The sequence below is a fragment of the Enterococcus sp. AZ080 genome (assembly GCF_051714945.1).
In the GTDB taxonomy this organism is placed as follows: domain Bacteria; phylum Bacillota; class Bacilli; order Lactobacillales; family Enterococcaceae; genus Enterococcus_B; species Enterococcus_B pernyi.
The window spans coordinates 355161-367166 of the sequence record NZ_JBIOSV010000001.1; the positions used below are offsets into that span (position 1 = coordinate 355161).

The following is a 12006-nucleotide window of genomic DNA, read 5'->3' on the forward strand; positions in this document are numbered from 1 at the left end:
AAACGAAAAAAACTTCCCAGTAACGGGAAGGATCATGAAAATAACAGCTTTTTAATATGTTTCGTCAATTTTTTTAGTAATCATTGGGAAGAATTTCATACAGTAGATTGCACAAATGCCTACGACGATATAAATGATTTTTGCAAAGATAGTTGTTGAACCACCAGCAATCATAGCAACTAAATCAAGCTCGAACAAGCCGACTAACAGCCAGTTCAGCCCTCCCACAATCAATAAAGTTAATGCAATAGCATCTAAAGTTTTCATTAGAATTCTCCTTTCTTAATTTGTTATAATAATTATGTACTAAAAAAAGAAACATTGCTTATATAACGCTCAGTAATTTTAGTAAACTACGCAAAAAGATGAAAACAAGGAAATGTATCACAGATAATGTATTTAAAAATACTATCAAACTTATAAAACGTTAGATTACAAATTTTAAGAGTAAAATCAGCTGAAAATCTAAAAATATAATACAATGTGGTTTTTTAGATGATAGATTATCAATATAAAGCAATAACATGTATAATTGTAGTTAGAATATCGATTGAGTTCTAAAAAATAAAAATAGGAGAACAGTATGCGAAAACTAATTATATTGTGCTTGTTGTTTTTTGGTGGTATAGCTTCGAGTATTGAAGCAGCAGAAATCCCTACAAATAGCTTTGGGTTTGCTGGCTATAGTACAGGAACAGTAGGTGGACAAGATGGTCGTCAAATTTTTGTTGATACGGCACATGATTTTCGGGAAGCTGTACGCGGCAATCAACCAGCGACGATTTATGTGAAAAGCAAAATTGATTTAACAGATTTATTTGTCTCTTCTCCAGGAGTAATAGTGGATGTGGGTTCAAACAAATCAATTATTGGTACCAGCCATCATGCAGAAATTACTGGTGGTGGTTTAAGAGTTCGTGGGCAAGAGCAAGTGATTATTAGAAATTTGAAATTAACCAATGCGCTATCTTTTGATGAAGGTGAGTATCCGGATGGTAGTGGAGGTATACAAACAAACGTGCAAAGTCGTTTGAATCCTGGTGATTTTACTGAAATCGATGCAATTACTATTGAGAATAGTCAGTATATTTGGATTGATCATAATTATTTTTCAGATGAACCTTGGACTGCAACTGAGGTACCTACTGGGAGCAATAGACATGATGGATTAATCGACATCAAACGAGGTTCGAATTGGATCACCGTTTCAAATAATATTTTTACCAATCACAATAAAACGATTTTGGTGGGTCATTCTGATTCAAATGGAGCGCAAGATATGGATAAATTAAAAGTTACATTTGCTTATAATTGGTTCAAGGGAACTGAACAAAGAAATCCTCGGGTTCGTTTTGGGGAAGTTCACGTTCTAAATAACCTTTATACGGATATTTCCAGCTATGGAATCGGTGTTGGTGTCAGCGCACAAGTCATTGCTGAAGAGAACACCTTTATTAATACGCGCCGATCTTGGGGGCACCCAGATGGCCCTCCTTCACCAATGGGATACCTATTGAATAAAAATAATCTTTTGATCAATAGTAGTTATGATCAAGATCAAACTGGAAAATACCAAGAAGTACCTTCATATGGTATCAATTGGAATCCGTCCGACTACTATAGGCTATCCTCAATTCCTGTAAATGAAGTTGAAGTATATGTGAAGGAGAATGCTGGACAATATACTGAGTAAGTCATGTATAACATACCTTAAGATGTGTTATTATTTCGAGTTAGTTAAAAGTTCACATAATTAGTAAGATTTAGATGTTTAACAGTAGTCCAACAGGGTATAGCCTATAGAACTTCTAATAATCATCCAATGAGTCTAGTTGAATTTACTTTTGAATGTAAAATAGGCCTTTATCAAAAATATTATTTTGCGTTTTAACCATGATGGTAAAAAGGAAAAACAATTTTTTCGCTTCCCTATGAAAAAATTGTTTTTTTTAAAAATATATATTCTGTTATTATTACTGAAGTAAGAGATTTATAAAAACTTTAATCTTTGCGTATTAATTCTCGAAAACCTTCGTTTTTAAGAATGGTAATATGTTATTTATCTTCTTTAATATGAAACCTAATTTAATCACTTTTTCAAGACATCTGATGCAATCGGATGTCTTTTTTTTCGTCTCCTTAAAAACGAAGAGTTTCGAGAAAAATCAAGGAGGAGGGACATGATTAGGAAGAAACAACTCATTTTGACGGGCATACTGCTGTTCCTCTTTTTCTTTTCACTGCCTTCAGTGAGTGCGAAAGAAGTTCAACAAGTAGAAACCGAAGGATCAATTAGTTTTACTGGCACTTACGTGCCAATCGGGACACCAGATCCTACACCACCTGAAAGCATCAAAGAACCACCAATCACTGAAACTGCCAAACCAGAAAGCGCATTGCCCAAGACCAATACGACCACCAATCATTGGTTGATCGGGCTAGGATTCATAATTCTTAGTTTGGTTTTCTTTATCTGGAAAAAAAGAAACAATCATATACAGAAAATAAAACTAAAAAATGAAAGTAGGACTTATTAAATGAAATTAATCCGTTTAGCTACAATTGCTGTACTATCAACCACTGCATTAGCAGTAGGGGCTTCTACTGTTTTTGCCGATGAAGTTCAGAAAGTGACAACCGAAGGTCAGATCGAATTTCGCCCCGCTGGTGAAGAGGATGGGGACCTAGAAGTCATCAATCCTGAACCCGGTCCAGATGTCGAAATCGAACCAGAGGTACCAGGAACGACCGGCCCATTGTCCATTGTGAAAGCTGCGACAATGAATTTTGGGACACAAATTATTTCGAATCAAGATCAAACATACAGTATGGTGGCTGAAATGCAGAAACTAACAAATCCAGTCACAGATGGGCCAACACATGTTCCTTATGTCAGCTTCGCACAGGTCCAAGACTTACGAGGAAACAATGATGGCTGGGATCTAAAACTAAGTTTAAGTGCATTTGAATCCGGCACCCAAAATAAAACATTGACGGGAGCAGAAATCGAATTGGTAGGTTCACGTATTCAATACGAAGGGTCAAATGCTGCCAATGCTCCAGTGGCACATGCGGCCGGATTGAAACTGATCCCTAACGATGCGGCGCAATCTGTGATGACCGCAGAAAAAGGCAAAGGTGCGGGTGCTTCTTCCGTTGTTTGGGGAAATCAAGCGGAATTGAATGCTCAATTTTTGGATCCTACAAAAGAGGTAGTCGAAAACAACGCGATTCGCTTATCGATCCCAGGCTCAACTGCCAAAGATGCGACAACCTATAAGTCAACTCTGACATGGGAATTGACTATTACTCCAGAAAATCCACCAGTAGGTGTATAAGCCTTCTAACTAGATGAATTGACTCTCAACAGCGTTGCAGCTATTTGTAGCGCTGTTTTTTTAAAAGGAAGGAAGCATGCGATGAATAAACAAGTACGATTGAAGCTATTGAACAACGGGATTGGCTGGCTATTGATGCTCTTGGCACTAGTCATACTTTTCGTTCCCGTGATCGGCCATGCCGAAGAAGGTACATTAAATTTTTATGTGACGCCAGAATTTCCAGAGAGCCAGGTCGAGAGATCGAGTAGTTATTTTGACTTGAATCTGGCTGCTGGGGAAACCGAAAGGTTGTCATTAAAACTACAAAACGCCAGTAGCGAACCCATACAAGTTCAGATTACTCCCCACACAGCCTATACGAATGTCCATGGGGTGGTTGAATATGGCAAAGATGCAGAGGAACCTGATCCAACGTTATCTTACTCAGTGGATGCGTTGATTGAGACTTCTGAAGTGATTGACTTAGCAGGCAATGAGACTAAAACAGTTGAGGTGGCATTACGTATGCCGGCGGATTCTTTTGAGGGATTTCTAGCCGGCGGTCTACGCATCGCAGAAGTCAAAGATGAACAAGAAACAGCCACAAGTGAAGAAGAGGGTGTGGCGATCCAAAATGAGTTTGCTTACGTCGTGGGCCTCGTGGTCAGTAATACGCGCAATTCGGTTCAGCCGGATTTAGAATTGCATGATGTGTTTGCGGATCAATTGAACTATCGTAATGTGATCAGTGTGAACCTACAAAACTTTACACCTGCTTTTGTGAATCAACTGGCTGTCGAAGCGACGGTTCAACGTGCAGGAGAAGACGAGATTCTCTACACAGCGAATGAAGAAATGATGCAGATGGCACCAAACTCAAATTTTAATTTTCCAATCTCGTTAGAAGGGGATCGTTTCCAAGCCGGTGACTATGTGTTAAAACTAAAAGCCACTTCAGGAGAAGAAGAATGGTCGTGGGAACGGGAGTTTACGATTGAAGCTGATGAAGCCCGCAGATTTAACCGAGAAGACGTCACGATTGATACGAGCATCAACTGGTGGATGATTGGGACGATGATTCTAATTCTGCTTTTACTAGCCTTAGTTATTTATCTGATGGTTCAGAAGAAGAAGGTGCGTGAAAATGAATCAGAGAAGTAGAAAGGAGTGCGTTTGATGACGATGACCTGGAGAAAAACGAAGGTGCTTCTAAGTGTGACTTTAGTAGTTCTGCACGTACTCTTCTTGCCGGTAAGCATGATTTATGCAGAAACGGTTGAGGCACCCGCACATGAGACAGAAGAAGATCTTGAACCATTGGAACTTCCGAGAATAAAAAATTTTTTAGAAGAGGGAGAAATAAGGGAACCTCGCTTTTTCTTTACACAATCGCGTATGCAAGGAATGATAGAAGAACCAATCAAAGTGACTTTCTTTTCTGACCAAGAAGTGTCAGAAGCGCGAGTCACCTTACCTAATGAAGCGAAACTACTAAAAGAGAAGTTGCCAGCGGGGCTTACTGCAAAACAAGGAGCGCACTCTCATGAATGGATAATCCAGACCGGGCGTGTACGAAATGCCTTTGTCTTTCCAGTAGTATTTGACTCAATAGGAAACTATGAAGTCGCGGTGGAAAATGTGGCCGCGACTATTGAGGTGCAAGAACAAGAAGAGACGAGTGGGGAAGTCCCGGTCGAAGAAACAGAACCGTCCGATGAGAATTTTGTAGGACAAGAGGAGCTGAAAGAAGAAAATGGAATAGAAGGAGGGCAAGTTAATGAACAACCGACAGAAGAAGTTCGTGAGCCTGTGGTAGAAGCCCCGCAGGAGCAACAAATAGATGCGGAGTCAGAGGTGATTGAACCGACAGTCTTTGATGGAAAGACGGAAGAAGTCACTACGATGGCACAATTCAGAGCAGCCGTTGCCAATCCTGATATTGGGATCATTTCCGTTCAAGCCAATCTGACGGAAGCTACAGCAAATGTACTAACTGTGGATCGTCCGTTACTTATCCAAGGAAACGGCTATACCTTAACATTTGGCATAAATGGCTTTTATTTTCAACTAGCAGAAGTAGTGGAACCAAGTGCTTTTCGAATTGAAAATACAAGACTTACAAAAGTTGGTACAACACCATTGATCAACGCAACGGTAGAAAGCAGTAAAAATTGGACTGTTGAATTAGAAAATATTACCGAGGTGAATGCGAATACCATGCGATTAGCTTCTCTTCCTGAAGGAAATATTCATTTTACAGGTGGCGTATCAAACTTCACACGCACAACTTCTGCACAAACTTTCATCGTAGCAAAAGAAGTCTTAGCAACAAATCAAGCAGAGGTAACTATTAGTCGAGGGAATGCGACGGTCTTGTTTTCTTCTGCTACAGTAGCGGATCCAAAGATGACGGTAGAACAAGGTGCCACAGTTACGATCACAACTACTGCTGGGAATGCCAATACGATTGATCTAAGAGGAGAAAATCCAGAAATAGCCGTTCAAAATGGACATTTGTCAGTAGGTACAATAGGGCCAGCTACTGCAACTACACCAACAAATACAACTAATAATACGATCGTCCTTTCCGGTGTATCTCCTAAGTTTAATTTGGATCAAGAAAGTACATTCTCTCTTCGAACGACATTATCAAAAAGAGGAATATATCTTGCTGGAAACAATTCGCAACTTACGGTAAATAACTCGGAATTTTCTGTAACTTCTGCGACCGCAGAAGCAATTCGGTCAGAAGGGCAGAACGGGATTTTAACAATAGTAAACTCTAATATGAATTTAACGACAACAACTGGGAGAGCGATGAGAGTAAACGGAAAAATTAATATACTAAGGTCAAACCTTTCCACTAACTCTACAACAGGACTGCCTATATCTACGGATAATGCCAATGGAGAAATCGTTATTGATGAGAGTCAACTGAATTTAACCATGAGTAGTTCTAACAACGGTATCCTATTAAGCGGTACAGACTCATTATTAAAAATATCAAACAACAGTGAAGTGAAGTTAACCAGTGGAAGTGGAACAGCCCGAAATATATTATTTAATGGAGCACGTTCAAAGATGATTATTGAAAATCAATCCAAATTAATTTTGAACACAAGTGGACCGACAAGTGATGCAACTGATACAGCTAATAATGCCATCCAATTTATAGGAGAATCATCAGAACTAACAGTGAGCAATCAATCTATTTTAGATGTTAACGTAACGGCAGGGGCGAAGAGAGGTGTCTTCTTCCAAGCAAGTAATGGGTTATTTCAAGTGCTAGACAACTCTGAGCTAAATATTAAAGGTTTAACGGGACAAGCAGTACGTTTAAACGGTAGTAATTCAAATTATATATCCTCAGAATCAAAAAATACTATCGAGACAACAACAGCTCAAGCATTAAGGGTGTCCGGGAAAATTGAATTAATAAAAACCAATTTATCTTCAAACTCTACAACTGGGGTACCTCTATACACAGATAACGCTAACGGAGAAATCATTATTGATGAGAGCCAACTGAATTTAGCCATGAGTAGTTCTAATAATGGAATTCGATTAAATGCTGAAGATTCCCTATTAAATATAAAAAACAACAGTGAAGTGAAGTTAACCAGTGGAAGTGGAACAGCCCGAAATATATTATTTAATGGAGCACGTTCAAAGATGATTATTGAAAATCAATCCAAATTAATTTTGAACACAAGTGGACCGACAAGTGCTGCAACTGATACAGCTAATAATGCCATCCAATTCGTAGGAGAATCATCAGAACTAACAGTGAGGAATCAATCTATTTTAGATGTTAATGTGATAGCAGGTGCGAAGAGAGGAGTTTTCTTCCAAAATTCGAGTAATAAATTTAATATTGATGAGGAATCAGAGGCTAAAATTAATACAGAACAAGCAAATTCACTGCATATGCAGGGGGCTAATCAAAAAACAACTATTTCCGGTAAATCTTCGCTAATTCTAAAAAGTAATTGGAATGTTCATGGCAGCACTAGCGAGCATAGCCAAAGATCTAGTTTGTATGTAGGGATGAATGGAGTCAGTAACTCTATAATAGAAGTTGATGAGCAATCAAGCATATTAACAGAATCTAATCTGTCTAGTTCTATTGTCTTGGAAGGAAGAGTTAATAGCTTTTACGTTAAAAATAAAAGTGAAATTAATTTGTATTCTGGGTCTACTACTTCAATCAGTACAGGGGCATTTGCTACACTTAGATTTTTAAATTCAGGCGATAGCTTGTTCAAAATTGAAAACAGTATGTTTTCGATTTTGAAGAGTGGAGGTTCTGCCCCAGGAATTCGTATGCTAGGAGATAAAAATTCCATAGAGGTGGTTGATGGTGGTATTTTTCAGGTGAAAAATCCAGGTAATGGAACCCCTAGTGATGGAAATACACAAGGTGGAAATCAAGGAGTCCATTTAACATCTGGAAATGATACGTCTTTTTCAGTAACAGATCCGGGGTCACAAGTTACTATTTTAGCTGAAAATGGACCAGCTATAGATCTATCTGGAACGGGGAAAGTAAAAAATAGCAATGGTGGTTATTTTGAAGCAGTGGGCAGAACTGCGACTGCTTCTGGTGGAGTATTTAGAGCAGGTGTGCTAGATGTAGAATTTGACAATCCTTTATTTATGGACTTCAGAAATAATCGATCTGGAGGAGGAAATCTATTTAATGTCGCAAGCGGATCTAGTTTAAAGGCATCAAATAGTGATCTAGCAGTCTGGAAAAATGGGTCAAACTTAGACGGTGATCCAGATTTAAATTTTCCAACTTTAGATTTTTCTTTCTCTGGGACAAATTTCAATACTTTAGGAGCCACTAGTCAACCAGACGTATTAAATACTGGGACTTTTGGTACCACAGGATTGACAACATATTCTAGATTAAGTTCAAATAATGCCCGGTGGGCAATTGCAGATGAACTCAGGGTCCCAACAAATGCCGATAAAAAGATTCATGGACATATCAGCATTCCAGTTGGATTAGAAGAAAGCCGTTCTGCTTGGGAGGGGGAAGCTACAGTCATTGTAGAAGTTGAACGTGCTAATGGAACGAAAACAGAACATACTGCTAAAACTGTGGGACACTCAAATGAAGAACCAGGCATCAGTATCTATGGCGAAGAGCCACGTGCTGGATTATTTGAAGTAGAGTTAGAAGAGTACCTACAAAAAGGAGATAAGGTCAAAATTAAAGACGTTCGCTTGACTTCTGGAGAGTTAACACAAGGATATGAAAATATTATCTTAACAGATACAGTAGAAGTCTTTCCCATCATTCCGCCAACACCAGCCAAGTTTTCTTCTTCTGTGGTTTCAAATGATAGTACAGCGATTAAAGGATTCACGGAAAATAAAGAAGTAACGGTTACTGCTACCCATAATGGAGAACCAATAAATACAGAAAATGTGGTTGTTGAAAATGATGGTACCTTCACATTAGACTTGAGTGATCTGTCATTACGAGAAGACGATAAAATTCAAGTGTTCTTAAGGGACCGTGAGGGTTCTGCTGCAGCTGCAGGGGTTATGAATCCGCCACTAACGAATGATGAACAAGGGAATATCAATCCAACATCACCGCTTTCTTTTCGTGATAAATTGTTTGATGAAGCAACGGTTTTAATGGTCCAGGACCTGCGACCTGTTTCACCTGTGGATCCATTAGATCCAGAAACAGAAATCAATCCAGAAAACAAACCACAGCTTCCTGAAGATCAGGGAAGGTTAAGTATTGATTTTGTCTCACAGTTACAATTTGGTACGCAAGGCATTTCAGTAACTGATCAAACCTATTATGCGCAACCGCAGCGATTATTGAATGAAGATGGGACGGTCAATGAGACAGAAGAACGGCCAAACTATGTTCAAATCAGCGATCGGCGACCAGAAAATGATCGCAATGGCTGGCAGCTTGCTGTGACACAAAATAATCCATTTACCTCAACCAATAATCGAGAATTGAACGGGGCGCGTTTGCGCCTGACAAACCAGCAACTGGCGACCGCCCAAGGCGGCAGTGCACCGGAATTCCAACAAACCAATCCATTGGCACTGGTTCCAGGAAACCGACGGATTCTGTTAATGGCCCAAGGAACGGAAGGGACTGGTACCTGGATCTATCGGTTTGGCGATCAAGAAACGGCTAATAAAAGTGTGGCTTTAGATGTGCCAAAAGGCGCAAACCCTGAATCCACTCGCTATGAAACAACCTTGACGTGGGAACTTAGCGCCGTTCCTGACAATTAAAAATAGGAACAGAGCGTAAGATTTTTCCTCTTTTACACTTAGAACGGATGAAGACGAGAAAGGAGCGGGTAGCATGGAAATACCTCTAATGAAGGACGAATATATGCGTCAGTTTCAAGACACCGTGACACAAGCTAAAAGAGAGACCAGGGAACTGGAGGAGTATCTGGTGCAACAATTCGAACGACTGAATCAATTGACGAGTGAGGTCTCGCCAGACAACTTTTGGGAGACACTTCCTGAAGTCCTGGGTATCGATGCAAAACTAACACTCATTGCAGAACTGATTCGGTATGACGATTTTTCGACGCAAGAGATTCTGCGACTCGTTGAAACAGATTATCGCACGTACCTTAAAGAACTTTGTGGTAATGAGTTAAGTGCGGAGACCAATCACTCACTAGTATTTCATGTCGTATAGAGTGAGCCTAGCATTAGGTCATTGTAAAAAAGTGTTCAGAAAATTATTTTCTGGACACTCTTTTTTATAAGTTTTGTTTGGACGACTTCATTATGTTTTGTGTCAATGAATCATTGTTCTAATTAAATTGTTTTCTGGATAATCTTTTTGAATGCACATAATTAAAAAATTATTTTTTCTCGAAACTCATCAAAAAAGAAACTGTTCAGTTAAGCGACATATTCGCTGTTTTTCAAAATAATTCTTCTGAAGAGTCAGAAACTTAAAAGTTTTTGATCCTTTTTTGATTCCTCATTTCAAAGCTCTTCTAGTTGCTCAATTAATTAGGTCAAAAAGTTATTATCTTTTTGGGACAACAGAGTATACCCTGTTGGACTTTCTATTTCGCTTTTAAACACTTAAATTAGAAAATGACATCGAAGTTGAGCAAGAAAAATAAAAGATAAGAATCAAAAAACTTAAATATTTTTGATCCTTACCTTTTATTTTTTTTTTGAGCACTAATTATTTTCTCCCATTCATTCTGATGAATCAATGATTTCATTTGTTTTTTTGGGTTATTTTCTAGATATGCATAACGAGGTGAAAATTGTGATTTTCAACCTTATATAAATTGTTATAAGATAATGAATATAAGGAAGGCTAAAGGTTAAGCCTTGTTTATTCACTAAAACGTATTAGAAACCATCGTTTTTGGGTGTACAGCAAAATAGACATCTGAACTTGTCAGATGTCTAAAGTAATGTTGTTAAATTGGCGTTTCGATGACTTAGCATACATAAGTATTCGTTATTCTAAAAAACGATAGTTTTTGAGATAGATGTTAAAGGAGGAGGGAAGATGCGAAAAACTATTGGTCTTATGATTGGTCTAATGTCCCTAATAATAGCGATACAATTTCCCCTGCAGGTGTATGGTACACAGGTCCAATCCGTCGAGTCAGAAGGATCTATTGGGTTTACAGGAACTTATGAACCAATCGGTCCACCAGATCCACCTCCCAGCACCAGCACACAAAAGCCAGGAGGAACTTTGCCAAAAACCAATATGACCGGTAGCTCACTTGGGCTATGGATTGGAAGTTTCTTAGTGGCAGGTGTTTTATTAGTCGTAGGGAATAAAAAAAGAAAAGAAACACAAGAAAATTAATTAAAAGAAAGCAGGAATTTAAGTATGAAATTTATTCGTTTAGCAACTGTAGCCGCATTATCAACCACGATTTTCGCAGGAGGTGTACAGGCTTTCGCTGAAGAGGGAAACCAAGAGTCAAAAGAAGTACGTAAAACAACAACGACCGGTCAGGTCACCTTCACTCCAAATATTGAAGACACAGTAGTAGAACCTGATCCTGAAGGTCCAGATGTGACGATCCCACCAATTCCTGGTACGGGACCACTAACGATTGCAACAGTTCCAACAATGAACTTTGGAACGAAAGTTATCTCAACTGCTGATGAACATTACAACATGATTGCGGAAATGCAACAGAAAGCCGGAACAACAGGCGAGGAAAATATGATTCCTTATGTCAGTATGGCACAAGTTCAAGACACCCGCGGAACGAATGAAGGATGGGAACTGAGCGTGAGTTTAAGTGAATTTCAAGCAAAAACAGATACCCTAAATAGTGTGTTAAAAGGCGCCAAAATTACGTTATTCGATCCTTCCCTTCGTTACAGTGTGAATGATGCAAATCAGGAACCGACGATTCACACAAGTGGTTTAGAGTTGATTCCAAGTGAAGAGGCCGTGCCGGTCATGACAGCTGCTAACCAAAAGGGTGGCGGAACTTCTTCCGTTGTTTGGGGAGATCATGATGCGCTCGCAAAACAAGTAGAAGATGGGGTAGATGTCGTTGAAAATAAGGCGATCCAATTGTTTGTTCCTGGCTCGACTGCCAAAGATGCAGTAACGTATACCTCTACATTGACATGGGAATTAGAACTAACACCAGATAATGAGGAACCTAATGCGGTTTAAGAAGTAAAA

General features: G+C 39.0%; 9 protein-coding genes. 8 read left to right on the top strand and 1 reads right to left on the bottom strand.

The window, feature by feature from the left end:
- Positions 1 to 51 precede the first annotated feature (51 nt).
- Complete coding sequence (locus IGK01_RS01710; RefSeq protein ID WP_066026593.1) at positions 52 to 267, bottom strand: DUF378 domain-containing protein; 216 nt, start codon at positions 265 to 267, stop codon at positions 52 to 54.
- A gap of 316 nt (positions 268 to 583) precedes the next feature.
- Here IGK01_RS01710 and IGK01_RS01715 point away from each other — a divergent pair, with 316 nt between their 5' ends.
- The 8 genes from IGK01_RS01715 to IGK01_RS01750 all read left to right on the top strand — a co-directional run bounded on the left by IGK01_RS01715 (position 584) and on the right by IGK01_RS01750 (position 11997).
- A complete protein-coding gene (locus IGK01_RS01715) occupies positions 584 to 1693 on the top strand; it encodes a pectate lyase family protein (RefSeq protein ID WP_349521488.1) in 1110 nt (369 codons plus the stop codon).
- 487 nt (positions 1694 to 2180) lie between these two features.
- Positions 2181 to 2537, top strand: a complete 357-nt coding sequence (locus IGK01_RS01720; RefSeq protein ID WP_153829932.1) for an LPXTG cell wall anchor domain-containing protein — start codon at positions 2181 to 2183, stop codon at positions 2535 to 2537.
- Positions 2538 to 3338, top strand: a complete 801-nt coding sequence (locus IGK01_RS01725; protein WP_224434465.1) for a WxL domain-containing protein — start codon at positions 2538 to 2540, stop codon at positions 3336 to 3338.
- 81 nt (positions 3339 to 3419) lie between these two features.
- On the top strand, positions 3420 to 4481 hold the full coding sequence (locus IGK01_RS01730; protein ID WP_438840456.1) for a DUF916 and DUF3324 domain-containing protein: 1062 nt from the start codon (positions 3420 to 3422) through the stop codon (positions 4479 to 4481).
- A 15-nt stretch (positions 4482 to 4496) separates the two neighbouring features.
- Positions 4497 to 9596 (top strand): WxL domain-containing protein, encoded by a 5100-nt coding sequence (locus IGK01_RS01735; protein WP_438840457.1) that lies wholly within the window; start codon positions 4497 to 4499, stop codon positions 9594 to 9596.
- 73 nt (positions 9597 to 9669) lie between these two features.
- The gene (locus IGK01_RS01740; RefSeq protein WP_224434467.1) at positions 9670 to 10017 is read left to right on the top strand and encodes a DUF7006 family protein; all 348 of its coding nucleotides are present in this window, start codon (positions 9670 to 9672) and stop codon (positions 10015 to 10017) included.
- Between the two features lie 840 nt (positions 10018 to 10857).
- A complete protein-coding gene (locus IGK01_RS01745) occupies positions 10858 to 11166 on the top strand; it encodes an LPXTG cell wall anchor domain-containing protein (RefSeq protein WP_224434468.1) in 309 nt (102 codons plus the stop codon).
- Between the two features lie 24 nt (positions 11167 to 11190).
- Complete coding sequence (locus tag IGK01_RS01750; RefSeq protein WP_224434469.1) at positions 11191 to 11997, top strand: WxL domain-containing protein; 807 nt, start codon at positions 11191 to 11193, stop codon at positions 11995 to 11997.
- Positions 11998 to 12006 lie beyond the last annotated feature (9 nt).

Bases quoted from the DNA above. Each gene is read 5' to 3' on its own strand.
- IGK01_RS01710 (WP_066026593.1), bottom strand. From the start codon at position 267: ATGAAAACTTTAGATGCTATTGCATTAACTTTATTGATTGTGGGAGGG.
- IGK01_RS01715 (WP_349521488.1), top strand. From the start codon at position 584: ATGCGAAAACTAATTATATTGTGCTTGTTGTTTTTTGGTGGTATAGCT.
- IGK01_RS01720 (WP_153829932.1), top strand. From the start codon at position 2,181: ATGATTAGGAAGAAACAACTCATTTTGACGGGCATACTGCTGTTCCTC.
- IGK01_RS01725 (WP_224434465.1), top strand. From the start codon at position 2,538: ATGAAATTAATCCGTTTAGCTACAATTGCTGTACTATCAACCACTGCA.
- IGK01_RS01730 (WP_438840456.1), top strand. From the start codon at position 3,420: ATGAATAAACAAGTACGATTGAAGCTATTGAACAACGGGATTGGCTGG.
- IGK01_RS01735 (WP_438840457.1), top strand. From the start codon at position 4,497: ATGACGATGACCTGGAGAAAAACGAAGGTGCTTCTAAGTGTGACTTTA.
- IGK01_RS01740 (WP_224434467.1), top strand. From the start codon at position 9,670: ATGGAAATACCTCTAATGAAGGACGAATATATGCGTCAGTTTCAAGAC.
- IGK01_RS01745 (WP_224434468.1), top strand. From the start codon at position 10,858: ATGCGAAAAACTATTGGTCTTATGATTGGTCTAATGTCCCTAATAATA.
- IGK01_RS01750 (WP_224434469.1), top strand. From the start codon at position 11,191: ATGAAATTTATTCGTTTAGCAACTGTAGCCGCATTATCAACCACGATT.